The organism is Sphingobium sp. ba1 (assembly GCF_000743655.1).
Classification (GTDB): domain Bacteria; phylum Pseudomonadota; class Alphaproteobacteria; order Sphingomonadales; family Sphingomonadaceae; genus Sphingobium.
Genome location: NZ_JPPQ01000069.1, coordinates 277676 through 294186, shown reverse-complemented (window position 1 = coordinate 294186; position 16511 = coordinate 277676). Strand labels below are relative to the sequence as shown.

The window sequence follows — 16511 nt, the reverse complement described above, 5'->3', positions numbered from 1 at the left end:
AACGGCAAGCCCACCCGCCTGCACGGCGCGTCGCGCCATCAGGACCGGCAGGGCAAGGGATGGGCGCTCACCCGGGAAGACCATGCACAGGATATGGCGATCATGGCGGAAATGGGCGTCAACACCATTCGCCATGCCCATTATCAACATGCCCAGGAATGGACCCGCTTGGCCGACGAAGCAGGCATGGTCGTCAAGGCCGAACTGCCCTTCGTCCACCAGTCCGCCTTCGACGACGCCCCGCCATCGCCTGCGTTGATCGCCAATGCGCGGCAGCAATTGCGCGAACTGATCCGTCAGAATTACAACCATCCCTCAATCATGATCTGGTCGGTCGGCAATGAAATCGACATCGGCGCGGCGATCGACGCGCTGCGCAAAGGGGCAAAGGGGCCACCCGCCCAGTCGCGCGACATGCTGATCGAACTCAATGCGCTGGCGCAAGCCGAGGACCCCAGCCGCCCGACGGCCTATGCCGATTGTTGCGAAGCGACGGGCTCGCCCCTGTCGCTGCCCGGCGCGCAAGTCCTCAACGACGTGACCGACATGGTCGGGCTGAATCGCTATTTCGGCTGGTATTATGGCAAGCCCGGCGACGCCGCGACGGCGCTGGCGGCTTTGCATGCCAAATATCCGGGGCGCGCGGTTGCGCTGACCGAATATGGAGCAGGCGGCGCGCTTACCCAGCATACCGACAATCCGCTGGGCGGGCCGGTCAATGCCAATGGTCGTCCCCATCCCGAAGCGTTTCAGGCCTGGGTCCATGAAGAGACATGGAAAGTCCTCAAAAAGCAGGACTATCTCTCCGCAACCTGGATTTGGAACATGTTCGACTTCGCCTCGAACAGCCGCGAAGAGGGCGAGGCCATCGACCTCAACGACAAGGGGTTGGTCAGCTATGACCGCACCATTCGCAAGGACGCCTTTTATTTCTACAAGGCCAGTTGGTCGAAGGAGCCTGTCCTGCATTTGACCGGTCGGCGCTACGTCGATCGCGCCTATCCGGTGATGGATGTGCGCGCCTACAGCAATGCCGCCACTGCCAGCCTCAAAGTCAATGGGCGCTATGTCGGCACGGTCCCCTGTCCCGACCATATCTGCGTCTGGCCCGGCATCGCGCTTAAGCCGGGCAACAATGAAGTGACCGCCATTGCGTCCGCTGACGGCAAGTCCCTGTTGGACACGGTAAGCTGGAAGGCACCGGATGCTGCCGACGGCTTGCGTATCCGGGTAGGAAGTCTGACTGGTCTTACCACTGCTGACGGTAAACGCTATGGCTCGGACACCTTCTTCACGGGTGGCACGGTCCCCGAATTGCGCATGGGCGCACGCGGGAAGGTGGCAGAGAGCAATGTCGTCGGCACGAGCGACCCGGAACTCTATGCCTCCTATCGGGAAGGTAGCTTCTCCTACGCGCTGCCCCTGCCCAATGGGCGCTGGTCCGTCACGCTCCATATGTTTGAGCCGGACGCTTCAAAGGCCGCAACACGTCGCTTCAATTTGGCGGCAAATGGGCGAATCATGCTCTCGAACTTTAATCCTGCTCAGGCGGCGGGTGGACCGTTGAAGGCTGTGACCCGCACATTCCCAGTAAGGGTAACCAACGGCAAGCTGACGCTGGAGTTCACGGCCAACGGCGATGACGCACTGGTGTCGGCCATCAGTATTGCTTCAGATATGTGAAATACGCGTAATTCACAGGAAATGATTGACAGATCGATGCCCTAAAACGTAAATCGGCCTTACCAGTAAGATAAAAATCGGTTAGCAATCATTGCCGGTGAGTAGGGAGGGGATATATGCACATCGTATCAATTCTATTGGCAGGCACGGCGATCGCCATGGCCACGCCAGCCATCGCCCAGGACACGGCACCAGTCATGCAGGGGGCCGATAGCGGCGAAGCGGCCATCATCGTCACCGCGCAGAAGCGCGAACAAAATGTTCAGGACGTGCCCGTCGCGATCACCGTCGTCAGCGCTGACCAGCTGGCCAGCGTCGGCGGCAGCCAGTTGCAGGATCTGACGAAGCTCTCCCCCAGTTTGACGATCACCCAGGGCGGTGACCTGAACAACAATGTCATCGTCCTGCGCGGCGTTGGCACATCGGCCTTTTCGGTCGGCATCGAACAGAGCGTTTTGGTCATGGTCGATGGCGTCGCCAACGGACTGCCGGGTCAAGGCTTCAACGACCTCGACGATATCGAGCGCGTCGAAGTGCTGCGCGGCCCGCAAAGCACTCTGTTCGGCAAGTCGGCCTCGGCTGGCGTTATCAGCATCACCACCAAGGCACCGTCCAAGACCTTCACTGGCAGCGCGGAAGTTCTGGTGACCGATGATGACGAGCAACGCTATTCGGCCAGCATCTCCGGCCCGATCACCAGCACGCTTGGTTTCCGTATCAACGGATCGGTCGGCCGCTTCGACGGCAATGTCCGCGAGTTGCAGACCGATACGATGATCAACGGTCGCGATAGCGAGAATATCCGGGCCAAGCTGCACTTTGAGCCTTCATCCGATTTCGACGCCACACTGGTCGGCTATTATAACAAGACCCGCACCGACTGCTGCTCCTTCGTCACGATCGAGCGCACGCCCGGCGTTACTTCGTCCTTCGGCACGCCATCATCGGTAAGCCTCGCAGGGATCACGCCCGGCAAGGATAATTTCGCGGTGCGTATCGATCCGTTCCAGACGGCGGATTCGGAAAGCTATGGCGGCTCGCTGGCCATGAACGTCGCGCTCGGCCGCCATACGCTCACACAAATCTTCGCTATGTCGCATTATAATTCGCAGGATCTGTCCGACTTCGACGGTGCCTTCGGTCCTGGCTTTGGTCAGCCCAACGGTCTGACCCAAGGTGGTAACTTCAAGGGCGATACGCTCAGCCACGAACTGCGGCTGACATCGCCATCGGGCAACCCGCTGCAATATGTCGTCGGCACCTATTATTCCCGCAACAACAACCAGCGCAGCTTCGTGCGCCCCGGTCCGATCGCCAACGCCAATTGGGCGGGTCGCACGACGTCCGAGGCCGTCGCCGTTTTTGGCCAGGCGGACTGGGAAATCATGCTGGGCACGAAGCTGATCGCGGGCCTGCGCTGGAATAAGGAAGACATCTCTTTCCGCTATCAGCGCTTCAACAGCAACGGCAGCAATCCCCCGTTCGCGACGGGTGGCAGCACGTCCGATACGGTCGTCACGGGCAGGTTCGGCATCCAGCAGGATCTAGCCGACGACGTGATGGCCTTTGCCACCTATTCGCGCGGCTATAAGGGGCAGGGCTATGATCTGACCTCGTCCTTCGTGCGCCCGACCCACCCGGCCAGCCGGCCGATCCAGCCGGAAACGGCCGACGCCTATGAAGTCGGCCTGCGCAGCAGCTTCCTTGATCGACGCGTGACGCTCAACCTGACCGGCTTCTGGACCGACTATAGCAATTTCCAGTCGCAAACGCTGGAGCCGGGCCTGGGCGGATCGTTCATCCTGGCCAATGTCGGTTCGCTGCGCACGCGCGGCGTGGAAGCGGAGATGTCGGCACGCGCCAGCGATTGGCTCAGCCTCAACGGCAGCGTTGCTTATGTCGATGCCAAGGTGAAATCCTATCCCAATGGCGAATGCTATTTCGGCCAGACGGCTGCGCAGGGCTGCCTGCCCAATGCTATTGGTGGGCGCGCACAGGATCTGTCCGGCTCGCGGCTCGCCAATTCGCCCGAATGGAAATTCAATGTCGGCGCGGACGTAAACCTGCCCTTGGGCAACCTGCCGGTCGATTTGAAGGCCAACGCCAATTATACGTGGCAAAGCGCGACATTCTTCGCGCTAACCAATGATCCGGCGTCACGTCAGGGTGCTTATGGCATCGCCAATATGAGCATCGGCTTTGAGGAAAAGACCGACCAGAAATACAGCATCACCTTCCTGGTGCGTAATCTGTTCGACCGCCATTATTTCGGCACGATCCGCAACGACGCGGGCAGCTTCGCTAATAATCCTTATCCCAACCCATCGCCGGTGACGAATATCATCGGCCTGCGCGTACGTGACTCCGCCCGCTATTTCGGGGTCCGGCTCGCCGCCAAATATTAAGCCTAGGCACACGTTGCCTTAGCTTGCTTCATCTCCCCCTAATGGCCGGGCATTCAAGGCCCGGCCATTTTTTTTGAAGGTTCTGACGATGACCACACAGAGGATCGGGCGACTGAGATGGTGGATCATCAGTCTGGTCACATTGGGCACGGTCCTTAATTATCTTGCCCGCTCCTCCCTGTCGGTCGCTGCCCCGACCCTCAAGGCCACGTTCGACATGAGCACCCAGCAATATAGCTGGGTCGTCGCCGCCTTCCAGGCAGCCTATACCGTGTCCCAACCCTTGGCCGGGTTGGCGCTCGACTGGATGGGGGTGCGGCTTGGCTTCGCCTTGTTCGCGCTCGGATGGTCGGCGGCCAACTGCTGCCATGCCTTTGCAACCGGCTGGCCCAGCTTCGCGGTTTTCCGAGGGCTGCTTGGCCTGACCGAAGCGGCGGCGATCCCCGCCGGGATCAAGGTGGTGGGCGAGTGGTTTCCCCCGGTCGAACGCACGGTCGCCACCGGCTGGTTCAACATCGGATCATCGCTCGGTGCCATGATCGCACCGCCGGTCGTCGTCTTCTGCATCGCTGTCTGGGGGTGGCAATCCGCCTTCATCGTCACGGGCAGCGTCGGCTTCCTGTGGGCGGCCCTATGGTATTTCGGCTATCGCAACCCGGAAGATCATCCTCGCCTGAGCGCAAGCGAGCGCGAGCATATTTTGGGCGGGCGCGCGGCCGAAGAGGCGGCATCCGATGCCGCAGCGGGGGATACGCCGCTCGGCTGGCGCGTACTGATCGTACGCCGCGATTTCTGGAGCATCGCCATTCCGCGCTTTCTCGCTGAACCGGCATGGCAAACATTCAGCTTCTTCATTCCCCTCTATTTGGTTGAAGCGCGCGGCATGGACCTCAAGGGCATTGCCGCTTTCGCCTGGCTGCCCTTTCTCGCCGCCGACGCTGGGTCGATCATCGGCGGCTATTATGCGCCCTGGCTCATGCGGCGGTTCAACGTGTCGCTGCTGACATCGCGCAAGATCGTGATGACCACCGGCGCACTTTGCATGATCGGGCCGGGCTGTATCGGTCTAGCTGGCAGTCCGGCCATGGCCATCGCGCTCTTCTGCGTCGGCGGCTTCGCGCATCAGATGCTGTCGGGCGCGCTGCTCACGCTGTCGGCGGACCTGTTCGACCGCCGCGTCGTCGCCACGGCGACCGGCATGGCGGGCTCGGCGGCCTGGATCGGCGGCTTGAGCTTCTCGCTCGTGATCGGCGCTTTGGCTGACACGATCGGCTATGATCCGCTGTTCGCTTGCCTCGCTCTGTTCGATATTGCGGGTGCCGCCATCCTATGGACCCTGCTTCGTAAAAAGCCCTCCGCCATTCCGCTTCCGGCCTGACACCCAGGCGACGAAAGCACAGAAAAGGGCGCTGGAATAAGCCAATTCCAGCGCCCTTTTTCTTACGCGGTCATATTCCGACTATAGTGACCGGCCTTACCAGTTCCACATGGTTCCGTCGGCCAAGCGCGCCACCGGAAGATAGGCGGGCTTATAGGGATATTTCGCTGCCAGCTTTTCGTCGATATCGACGCCATGGCCCGGCGTATCGCCAACGAACATTTCGCCCGCTTCGAACCGGTAATCATGCGGGAATATGGCGTCGGTTTCGGGCGTATGGCGCATATATTCCTGAATGCCGAAATTGGGCACCCATGTGTCGAAATGCAGCGCCGTACCCATCGTCACCGGCGACAGGTCGGTCGCGCCATGGCTTCCGGTCCGCACCTGGTACAGGGCAGCAAGGTCGGCGATCCGGCGCAGATGCGTGACACCGCCTGCGCCGACCACCGTGCAGCGGATATAATCGATCAACTGGTTCTGGATCAGATCCTTACAATCCCAGATCGTGTTGAAAATCTCGCCGACGGCCAGCGGCGTCACCGTATGCTGGCGCACCAGCTTGAATGCTTCCTGATTTTCCGCCGGCGTGCAATCTTCCAGCCAGAATAGCTGATAGGGCTCCAGCATCTTGCCCAGATTGGCGGCTTCCTGCGGTGTATAGCGATGATGCCCATCATGCAGCAGATGATGATCGAAGCCATAAGTGGCGCGCAATTTCTCGAACAGCTTGGGCACATGATTGAGCGCCTTGCGCGTATCCCATCCCGTGACCGAGGGCAGCGCGGCATCGGCCGGTTCATAGAATAGCTTGCCGCGCCCGACGCCGTAAGCATCCTTGATGCCCGGCACGCCCGTCTGCGCGCGGATCGCCTTATAGCCCATGTCGATATAGTGGCCGACCGCATCGACCGTTTCTTCAATATCGCTGCCATTGGCATGACCATAGACCATGATGCCGTCCCGGCTCTTGCCACCCAGCAGGTCATAGAGCGGCATGCCCGCCATCTTGCCCTTGATGTCCCACAGCGCGGTATCGACCGCGCTCACGGCGCGCATCGTCACCGGCCCGCGCCGCCAATAGGCACCGCGATACAGATACTGCCAGATATCCTCGATTCGGCGCGGGTCCATGCCGATCAGGCAGGGAATGACATGGTCCTCCAGATAGGAGACGACCGCCAGTTCACGGCCGTTGAGCGTTGCATCGCCAATGCCATAGACACCCTGGTCGGTTTCGATCTTGAGCGTCACGAAATTACGCCCCGGACAGGTGACGATGACGCGCGCTGATTGAATTTTCATGAGATACTTCCCTCACCAGTGGCCATAGTTGGCAATTACCGTTAGTGTCACTCTTGCCGATTTCAACAAAATTGGTAAGGCCTATTTTCAGGCGAGGGTAGAAAAATGATTGAGACAGGCAAAAGCGCCGGTGGATCGGTCCCGATGGACGGTACCGAGCGGCTATATCAGAAGCTGGCACGCCGATTGTTCGAGGATCTGGCGACCGGCCGCTATGCGATTGGCGACCGCCTGCCGGCCGAGCGCGAGCTGTCGGTCATGCACGGCGTCAGCCGTCCGGCCGTACGTGAGGCGATGATCGCGCTGGAAGTCCAGGGGTTGATCGAAGTGCGGATCGGGTCTGGTGCCTATGTCCGCGCGCTGCCGGGTGATCAGGACCGGCCGGGCTTTACCGTCACCGCCTTCGAACTGATGGAGGCGCGCCTGTTGGTCGAAGGCGAAGCGGCGGCGCTGGCCGCAGTCAACATCCGCGACGACGAACTGGAAGAACTCGACCGGTTGGTCCTGAAAATGTCGGAGGAAAATCTCCTCCCCGGCGTCAGCACTGAAGCCGATCGCGCCTTCCACCTGCTCATCGCTTCGGCCACGCGCAACGCGGTGATCCACAATCAGGTGGAGGAAATGTGGCGCTTGCGCTCGACCTCGCCCGACTGCGCACTGCTGCTCGAAAAGGCGCGCACCGCCAATCTCCAGCCCGTGGTGGCGGAACATAGCGTCGTGCGCGATGCTCTCCATGCCCGCGATCCCGCCGCCGCCAGGGCCGCGATGCGCGCGCATCTAGGCTCGGTCATCGACCATCTGCTGTTCACGATCGAGGAAGATGCGATCGAGGACGCCCGCCGCACCATCGCTTCCACCCGTGCGCGCTATGCCCGCGCCGCAACCCTATAGGTTTCGTTCATGCGTCCGCTGATTCTGCATCCAGACCGTCTGTTCCCGACCGATCCGTCCGTCCGGCCGATTGCGCGCCGCCTCTATGAAGCCGTCGCAGGCCTGCCGATCATCAGCCCGCATGGCCATACCGACCCGCGCTGGTTCGCGCAGGATCAGCCCTTCGGCAATGCCAGCGAATTGCTGCTGACGCCCGACCATTATGTCTTTCGGATGCTCTACAGCCAAGGCATATCGCTCGACACGATCGGGCTGGTGCCCAAAGGTGGCGAGGGCACCTCTGTCGATCCGCGCGCGGCTTGGCGCATATTGGCGGAAAATTACACGCTGTTCCGCGGCACGCCCTCGCGCATGTGGCTCGACTGGGTCTTTGCCGAGGCTTTCGGCCTGACCGTTCAGCTCGAAGCGGCCAGCGCCGACCTTTATTATGACACCATTACGCAGGCGCTGGCGACCGAGGCCTTCCGCCCGCGCGCGCTTTATGACCGCTTCAATATCGAAGTGATCACGACCACGGAATCGCCGCTCGACGATCTCGCCCATCACGCCGCGATCCTTGCCGAAAATAATACCGCCGATGGCTGGAAGGGCAGGGTGCTGACCGCCTACCGGCCCGATCCCGTCATCGACCCGCAGTTTGACGGCTTTCGGGACAATCTGCGCAAACTGTCCGACCTGACCGGCGAAGATGCGTTCGACTATAAGGGCTATCTCGCCGCCCACCGCCAGCGTCGCGCCTTTTTCGCCAGCATGGGCGCGACCTCGACCGATCATGGCCATCCAACCGCCGCGACTGCGGATCTGACCGATGCAGAGGCGCAAGCGCTCTTCGCCCGCGTAACCGCCGATAGTGTGTCCGATGCCGACGCCGAACTGTTCCGCGCGCATATGCTGACCGTCATGGCCGGGATGAGCGTCGAGGATGGCATGGTGATGCAGATCCATCCCGGTGCCTATCGCAACCATAATGCGTCGCTCTTCGCGCGCTTCGGCCGCGACAAGGGGGCCGATATTCCGATGGCCACCGAATATGTCCATGCGCTGCGTCCCTTGCTCGGCCGCTATGGCAATGAAGCAAACCTCACCATCATCCTCTTCACGCTCGATGAAACCAGCTATGCGCGCGAACTCGCGCCGCTGGCGGGCCATTATCCCGCGCTCAAGCTCGGCCCCGCCTGGTGGTTCCACGACAGTCCCGAAGGCATGCGTCGCTTCCGCAACCAGATGACGGAGACGGCCGGCTTCTACAATACGGTCGGCTTCAACGACGATACCCGCGCCTTCCTGTCGATCCCGGCACGCCACGATGTCGCGCGGCGGATCGACTGTGGCTTCCTCGCCCAATGGGTCGCAGAACATCGCATGGAGGAATGGGAGGCCGCCGAACTGGCGGTAGACCTCTCCTACACGCTGGCCAAAAAGGCGTATAAGCTGTGAGACTGTCGCAAGAGAACATCGCCGCGCTGAACGCGGACGTCGAACGGCCGGGCTATGACCGCGAGGCTCAGGCCTGCGGCATCGTCCATTTCGGCATCGGCGCTTTTCACCGCGCGCATCAGGCGGTCTATACCGACGATGCCATGGCGGCGGGCGACCGCGATTGGGGCATCACCGGCGTATCGCTCCGTTCGGGCGATGTCGCCGATCAGATGGAGCCCCAGGATGGCCTGTTCACCGTGTCGGAACGCGGCAGTGGCAGCCCGTATACCCGCCTGATCGGCGCAGTGCAGCGCGTGATTGTCGCGCCGCGCGATCCCGCCGCCGTCGTCGCGGCGCTGGCCAGCAGCAGCACGCACATCGTCAGCTTCACCGTGACGGAAAAGGGCTATTGCCGCACACCGGCTGGCCAGCTTGATCTGGCCATGCTCGAACCGGAACTGGTCAAGGGCGCAACCCCCAGCAGCATCTACGGCTTCCTCGCCGCCGGGCTGGCGCGTCGACGCGCGGCCGGCATCGCGGGTCTGACGCTCGTAAGCTGCGATAATCTCGCGGAAAATGGCGCGGTCCTGTCCGGCCTACTCAACGCCTATCTCGATCGCGTCGATCCCGGCCTCGCCGCCTGGTTCCGCCGCGAATGCGCCTGTCCCTCCACCATGGTCGATCGCATCGTGCCCGCCGTCACCGATGCCGACCGCCAGCAGATCGCCGACACCATCGGCCTGGACGACGCCGCCGCCGTCATCACCGAACCCTTCCGCCAATGGGTGATCGAGGATCGCTTTGCCGGACCGCGCCCTCGCTGGGAAGTCGGCGGCGCGCAACTGGTATCCGATGTGCGTCAGCATGAAGCCGCCAAGCTGCGGATGCTCAACGGCGCCCACTCCGCGCTCGCCTATCTCGGTCTCGCCCAAGGCGATGACTTCGTGCATCAGGCGATCGCCGATCCCACCCTGCGTCCCCTGATCGAACGGCTCATGTGCAATGAGGCAGGCGCAAGCCTCGGCAGCGACCCCGGCCTCGACATCGACGCCTATGCCGCGCAACTGCTCGCGCGCTTCGCCAATCCGGCCCTGCCACACCGCCTCGCTCAAATCGCGATCGACGGGTCGCAGAAAATCCCGCAACGCTGGCTGGAGCCGCTGGCGGCTAACCTGGCCGCCGGGCGCGCCTGTCCCGCAACATTGAAAGCGCTGGCGGCCTGGATGCTTCATATCCGCGGCGACGTGCGACCGGTGGATGATCCCTTGGCCGCGCAGCTTGCCGCTTTATGGCAATCGGCCGGGACTGCGGGCATCGTCACCGCCCTGTTCGGCGAACAGGGGTTGTTCGCCGATCGCTGGACCGTGACCGACCAGAGCCGCGCTCTGCTCCAGGCCGAAGTGGATCAGATGGCGGCGGCCTGATCCGCGGCTTCAGCAATCTCATAATGGATGGGCTTGAAACTGCCGCCATTGGAATCAGGCGCTGAACAGGCGGTGAGGCCAATGATCAGGTCCATCTCCGCCCGAAAGCGGATATGATCGCCCGCCTTGCTGACGGGCGGCAGCACGCGCAGCTTGCCGTCCGGCGCGACCGGCACGTTCATGAAACAATTGAACGCAACCGGAATCGTATCTGGCTCGATCCCATAGGGCGCAAGCGCCTCGGCCAGATTGCCGAAGCAACCGCGATGCGGCTCCAGGTCGGGATAGAAATGGTAGAACGTGTCGATCGAACAGGGCGTCAGCAGAAAGTCATGACGGCCCACCGTATCCGCGATGATGGTCAGCATCACCTGCGACCGATTGGAATACAGCGCATGGCCGGTGGTCAGGCTGATTGTCTCGGCATAATCCAGCGTCCGCCCGGACGAGATGACCTCCCGCACATCGGCGGCATTATAGGCCAACAGGTCCGCCACCTGCTCGCCCTTGGGGTCAGTCACCGTCAACACGGCCCCACGCGGTAGCCGAAACGCCGCACCGCTCCGCTCGGCAATCACCTGCACGCCATCGGTCATGCTTTCTCTCCATGATATTCGAAGGGCGCGACCCATTGGTCACCCACCGCGCGCCCGGAATATTGCCGCGCCTCGCTATTTTCGCCGTGCCGCTCCAGCATGGGGTTGCGCGACCCGGCCAGCGCTTCGTCGCGCACCAATATCTTCTCGCGCATCGTCTCATATTTCCCTTCGGCGCGTAGTTGCTCGAACTGATCATGCAGGTTGAAGATCAAGGTGGGGTATTTGAACCGGCGCGCTGGCCTGCTGGCGCGCGGATGCAGGCCGACAATGAAATAGGCTTCGCCCCCGAAGCTTAGCGAAAAATGCGGATTGGTCGGATCGGCGCTGACCCGCTTGTCATAATCCTGGCCCCGCCATGCATCCTTGTCGCTCAACGACTGCACCCGGTCCCACAAGGCGCGCTCGAACGCCTCCTCCGACAGATCGTCCGGTCCTTCGAACACCGCCGCAAAGCTGCGGAACAGCCCCGGCTGGTCCTTATATGCGCTGGTAAAGCCCAGCAGCGCATCATGCACGCGCAAGTCGTCCCACGCGCTGTCAATGCGATTGCACGCCAGCGTCACAAGATTGCCCCGCGCCAGTGCGGCCTTCGCGCCGACGCAGGGGAAGGCGGGCGCAACGATATGGTCCTGCAACTCGGCTTCGAGTTGGACTTGGGACTTATGGGTCCAGGGAAACATGCTGCATTCCGTTTCATTGTCTGCGTCGGGCGGAGCAGGCGCTCCAGACTGGGGCGACCCACTTTCAACCGTTCGACTGTCCGTTTGTTTCGGCTGCGATAACGTCTCGACCCCAAAATTGGTCGCACCCGTCGCACGGGAATCGGACTGATACAGATTAGTGCGCCCCGCTTGGCGTCGCGTCCGGGTCTGGGCTGGGCTCATCGGGATCGCGCCCGCGGCTCCGGTCGAGCAGCCGCATCGCCGGTGTCACGGTCAGCCCATGCAGCAGGATCGACAGCACAGCAACCAGCCCGACGATCGCCCATAGCCGCTCGCCCGTCTCCAACGGCATATGATTGAGCCCATAGGCCAGATAATAGAATGACCCGACGCCACGAATGCCGAAAAAGGCCAAAGTCAGCTTCTCCGGCCACGCAGCCCGGAACCCGATCATAGCCAGCAGACCCGCCAGCGGCCGAACGATCAGGATGATGGCAAAGGCCGCCGCCACATCCGTCCATCGCAATGCGCTCAGCAACCCGTTGGCCAGCGCGCCGCCTAGCAGGATCAGCACCACCATCATCGCCAACCGTTCGATCTGCTCCGTGATATTGTGCATGGCATGGTTGAAATCATGGTCATGCTGCGACCTGCGCAGCGTCAAGGCCGTGACGAAGACGGCCAGGAAGCCATAGACGTTGATGATTTCGGTCAGCCCATAGGAGACGAACGTGGCGGCAATGGCGATAAGGCCATCGCCCGTCTTCGACAATTTCGTTTCCGCCGGAACATGATAGGTCAGCCAACCGAAGACCTTGCCGATCACCCAGCCGCCCGCGACACCGCCGCCAATCTCCCATAACACACTTTCCAGCACCCATTTCTGCGCCCATGGCTCACCGACCGATGCCGCCAGTCCAAGCGCCAGCGCCAGATTGACGAAGGGAAAGGCCAGCCCGTCATTCAGCCCCGCCTCGGACGTCAGGCCGAACCGCACCTCATCTTCCTCGCCCGTCTTGGGCGGCCCCACCTGCACATCGGCGGCGAGTACGGGATCGGTCGGCGCCAGACTCGCACCCAGCAGCAGCGCCGCGACCCAGGGCAGGCCCAGTCCCCACCCGCCGATCGCGGTGATCGCCACGATGCTGATCGGCATGGTGACGATCAGCAATCGCCAGGTCACCCCCCAGCGCCGCCAACTGAACGCCCGGTCCAGCTTCAACCCCGCCCCCATCAGCGCGATGATCACCACGAACTCAGTGAATCGCTCGGTAATGTCGGGATAATCCAGCGGCATCGGCCGCAGCGTGACGGCGGGAATGGAAAAAACGGCCGCACCAATCCCGATGCAGATGATCGGCAATGACAGGGGCAGTTTCTTCAACGCCAACGGCAGCCAGGCGACCAGGGCAATCAACACCCCCGCGCCAGTTAGCCAAAGGATATAGGGTTCGGGCGCGGAGAAATGGAGCATCGTTGCGTAACGGTCGGCGTGCCCAACCGTTCATCTCACACCCTTGCCCTCAGTCTTTTTTATTGCCCACGCCTATCATATAGCGTTCCATGCCCTCCAGATAGGCCGGGTTGAGCATCAGCGCGCTGTTCGCCATGCGCTCGACATGCCGCCCCATGGAGGGGCCGACCTCGGCCGCCAGTTCGATCGCGATCTTGGCCGCGCCCATCTGCTCGGCATTCTGCTTGGTCAGGTGGCGGCAGAAATCCAGCGCCGCTTCGTCAAACCCTTCATCGGGCAAAACATCATGCACCAGCCCCATGACGAGGGCGCGGTCGGCATCCGCCTTCTGGTTGCCCATGATCAGCCAGCGCGCCCAATGCGGCCCGCAGATGCGCGTCAGGCGGCTGACGCCATTGGACGCGGGCAATACCCCGAACAAGCCTTCGGGAAAGGAAAAGGCAGCGGATTTCGCCGCCAGCCGGAAATCGCACGACAGCGCCATTTCCAGCCCACCACCGACGCAGGTCGCATGAATGGCGCTGACGATCGGCTTTTCGATATGCTCCATCTCGTCATAGATGCGCTGCATGCCGTTGAGGTTGAGCCGATGATTTTCGCGAATGCCCGACGGGGTGCGCGGATAGTCAGGGTTGGTCCCGCTTTTCAAATCCGCGCCCGAACAGAAATAGCGCCCGGTCGCGCGGATCAGCATCACCCGCAATTCCGGCGTATCGCGAAAGCGCAACAGCGCTTGTTCGAACAGCGCCATCGTCTGCGCCGACAGGGCGTTCAACTTGTCGGGCCGGTTCAAAGTTACGATCAGGATGCCGTCCTGGTCCTGCGTGAGCAGATGCGGGGCGTCGCTCATATCGTCATCCTTCAGGCGCGGGTGCGCGGCAGGCCCAGCGCGCGCTCGGCGATCATGGAACGATGGACCTCGCTTGTCCCACCATAAATGGTCGCGCCCTGCGCGTGGCGGTAGAACATGTTGATCTCCGCCGCCGCCCCCTTGCGCTTGGACAGGGACAAGGGCGCGGTCAGGTCCAGCAAGTCGCGTGCATCGCTCTGGAACTTCTCGGAACTGAACATCTTGGCCATCGGTCCATAGGCCAGGTTCGGCTTCTTCTCCATGCTTGCCCAATTGGCGCGGAAGGCGATCAGTTCGGATGCCCACAGATTGGCCGCGGTGCGCGCCAGCCGCGCCTGCGCCCCGGCGTCGGCGATCAACGGCTGGCCATCGCACTGTATCTCCCGGCACAGCGTTTCGGCCGCATGCAGCATCGCGCGCTGATATTTGGCAAAGCCGCCACCATGCTCCAGTTCCAGGCTCGCGCTCATCGTCCGCACCCCGCCGTCGACCGCGCCCAGCCGCCAGCTATCGGGTATCTTCACTCCGTCATAGAAGGTGATGTTGGTGCGCTCGTCCTGAAAAGTATGGACCGGCTGGATCGTCACGCCTTCGGCCTTCAGCGGCACGATGAACATGGTCAGCCCCTTATGCTTGGCCACGTCCGGGTTGGTCCGGCACAGCATCAGCACATAGGTCGACAGGTTCGCCCCGCTGGTGAACATCTTGGTCCCATCGATCCGCCAGCTACCATCGGCTTCCTGCGTCGCGCGGCACTGCGCGGCGAACACGTCGGACCCAGCGCCCGGCTCGGAATAGCCCAGCGAGCAGATGACTTCGCCGCGCATGATTTCGGGCAGGATCGCCGCCTTCAATTCCTCGCTGCCAAAGCGATGGACGATCAGCGCGACCATCTGCGTAACATTCGCAGCCGGATTATTATAACCCTCCGCTTCGAACGCATCCATCGCGGCGGTCTTTTCATAGGCGGAAAGCCCGCGCCCGCCGACATCCTGCGGCAAGCCCACATAGAGCAGATTCTGCGCCGCCAATTTGCGGTTGAGGACGGGGTTATAGCCCTCCCAGCTATAATGAAACGCCTCGCGCATTTCCGGCGTCACATGGGCGGCAAAGAAATCCTCTATCTCCTGGGTGATGGCGCGCGCGTCTTCGCCCAGATCGAAATTGACCGACATGTCGCCCGCATCAGGCAAGGCCGCCTGCTCGCCTGCATAGAGTCGTCGCCCGGCCTCGCCGATCAACCGCTGCGGATCGCCCAGCAACAAAGGCCAGGCCTTGGCGCGCAGGTTGAACAGGAAAATATCATATTCGGTGGTCAGGCCATAACCGCCAAATGTGTGCAGCGCCTGTGCCACCGCCCGGCCCGCCGCATCGCTGTTCCACCAGGCGGCAATGCTGATCGCCGCTCCCGCCTCCGGCGCGCCATCGGCAATGTCGCGGATCGCCTTCCACACCAGGAACTTGCCGCCGTCGACATCGCACAGCAAATCGGCGAGGGGGTGGGAAATCCCCTGAAATTGGCCGATATACTGATCGAACTGCTTGCGCTCGCACGCATAGGCCGCCGCCAGCTTCAACGCCTCGCGCCCGATCCCGGCTAGGCCAGCCGCGATCAGCAGTTTCCATTCCTCGATACCGCTGGCGAAGGTCGCAACGGCGTCCGCGCCGGACGCCAGCACGACCTGCGGCAAGGCGCCAAGGTCGATTTGTGCCATCGGCGTATCGGCCAAATTCTCCTCCGCCACGCGCGCGCCGTCCGGCACGTCGATCAGAAGGATGTCGTCACCCCGCCGCGCCACGACAGCCTGCACCACCTGACCTCCGCCGATCCACTGCACCGGTTGCGTAGCGATATCATGGAAGGCGATGCTCGCGACCGCTTCGCCCGCCATGACCCGGCCGAGCAGGTCGGTCGCCGCGTCGCCGCCCAGCAAAGCCAGCATCCGCGCCACCACCAGTGTTTCGGCCAGCGGCCCCGACACCAAGGTCCGGCCCGCTTCCTCCATCAAAATCACGGCATCGAACAGGCCGAGCCCCAGGCCGCCTGCTTCTTCCGGCACGCGGATCGACAAGGCGCCCAATTCCGCCAAACCCGTCCACAGCGCGGGATCGAAACCCGAAGGTGCCGCCGAGCGCACCCGCGCGATGCTGCTATGTTCGTCCAGAAAGCGCACGAACATGTCGCGCATCATTTCCTGGTCATCGGTCAGGTCGAAATTCATGGGACTATGCCTCTACTCTCAATCCTCCCCTGTAAGGGGAGGGGAACATGGTGGGCGTGTCTGCCCCCTAACCCTGCGCAGGCGCGGACCGGCGCATCATGACGCTCAGGTCCACTTGTCCGGTGGCGACCCCGCCCATGAAACCGCCATCGACCGGGAAAACGACGCCATTGACGATGCTCGCCAGATCGCTGTTGAT

The 16511-nt window shown here is 62.3% G+C and carries 12 protein-coding genes; 6 read left to right on the top strand and 6 right to left on the bottom strand.

Going from position 1 to position 16511, the window contains the following annotated elements:
* The 3 genes from IL54_RS04500 to IL54_RS04490 form a co-directional block, all read left to right on the top strand.
* On the top strand, positions 1–1683 hold a 1683-nt coding region (locus IL54_RS04500), incomplete at its 5' end, for a glycoside hydrolase family 2 TIM barrel-domain containing protein (protein ID WP_037477812.1).
* Positions 1684–1799: 116 nt separating this feature from the next.
* Entirely contained in the window at positions 1800–4088 is a 2289-nt protein-coding gene (locus tag IL54_RS04495) for a TonB-dependent receptor (protein ID WP_037473549.1), read from the top strand.
* Between the two features lie 88 nt (positions 4089–4176).
* On the top strand, positions 4177–5466 hold the full coding sequence (locus tag IL54_RS04490; protein WP_037477810.1) for an MFS transporter: 1290 nt from the start codon (positions 4177–4179) through the stop codon (positions 5464–5466).
* Positions 5467–5562: 96 nt separating this feature from the next.
* Here IL54_RS04490 and manD read toward each other — a convergent pair whose 3' ends face one another.
* Positions 5563–6771, bottom strand: a complete 1209-nt coding sequence (manD, locus tag IL54_RS04485; protein WP_037473547.1) for a D-mannonate dehydratase ManD — start codon at positions 6769–6771, stop codon at positions 5563–5565.
* Positions 6772–6876: 105 nt separating this feature from the next.
* Here manD and IL54_RS04480 point away from each other — a divergent pair, with 105 nt between their 5' ends.
* Genes IL54_RS04480 through IL54_RS04470 form a run of 3 tightly spaced genes read left to right on the top strand, consistent with a single transcriptional unit; the run spans position 6877 to position 10505 of the window.
* Positions 6877–7662, top strand: a complete 786-nt coding sequence (locus tag IL54_RS04480; protein ID WP_052027548.1) for a FadR/GntR family transcriptional regulator — start codon at positions 6877–6879, stop codon at positions 7660–7662.
* A gap of 9 nt (positions 7663–7671) precedes the next feature.
* On the top strand, positions 7672–9099 hold the full coding sequence (uxaC, locus tag IL54_RS04475; protein WP_037473545.1) for a glucuronate isomerase: 1428 nt from the start codon (positions 7672–7674) through the stop codon (positions 9097–9099).
* On the top strand, positions 9096–10505 hold the full coding sequence (locus tag IL54_RS04470; RefSeq protein WP_076605457.1) for a mannitol dehydrogenase family protein: 1410 nt from the start codon (positions 9096–9098) through the stop codon (positions 10503–10505). The genes uxaC and IL54_RS04470 overlap by 4 nt, the downstream gene beginning before the upstream one ends.
* Here IL54_RS04470 and IL54_RS04465 read toward each other — a convergent pair.
* The 5 genes from IL54_RS04465 to IL54_RS04445 form a co-directional block, all read right to left on the bottom strand.
* Complete coding sequence (locus IL54_RS04465) at positions 10487–11101, bottom strand: DUF1989 domain-containing protein (RefSeq protein ID WP_037473544.1); 615 nt, start codon at positions 11099–11101, stop codon at positions 10487–10489. The genes IL54_RS04470 and IL54_RS04465 overlap by 19 nt on opposite strands.
* Positions 11098–11784: a guanitoxin biosynthesis heme-dependent pre-guanitoxin N-hydroxylase GntA gene (gene gntA, locus IL54_RS04460; protein WP_037473543.1), complete on the bottom strand. Its 687-nt coding sequence runs from the start codon at positions 11782–11784 to the stop codon at positions 11098–11100. The genes IL54_RS04465 and gntA overlap by 4 nt, the downstream gene beginning before the upstream one ends.
* Positions 11785–11941: 157 nt before the next feature.
* Positions 11942–13240 (bottom strand): cation:proton antiporter, encoded by a 1299-nt coding sequence (locus IL54_RS04455; protein WP_037473541.1) that lies wholly within the window; start codon positions 13238–13240, stop codon positions 11942–11944.
* 49 nt (positions 13241–13289) lie between these two features.
* Positions 13290–14090: an enoyl-CoA hydratase/isomerase family protein gene (locus IL54_RS04450; protein ID WP_037473540.1), complete on the bottom strand. Its 801-nt coding sequence runs from the start codon at positions 14088–14090 to the stop codon at positions 13290–13292.
* A gap of 11 nt (positions 14091–14101) precedes the next feature.
* Complete coding sequence (locus IL54_RS04445) at positions 14102–16312, bottom strand: acyl-CoA dehydrogenase (protein ID WP_037473538.1); 2211 nt, start codon at positions 16310–16312, stop codon at positions 14102–14104.
* Positions 16313–16511: the final 199 nt, after the last annotated feature.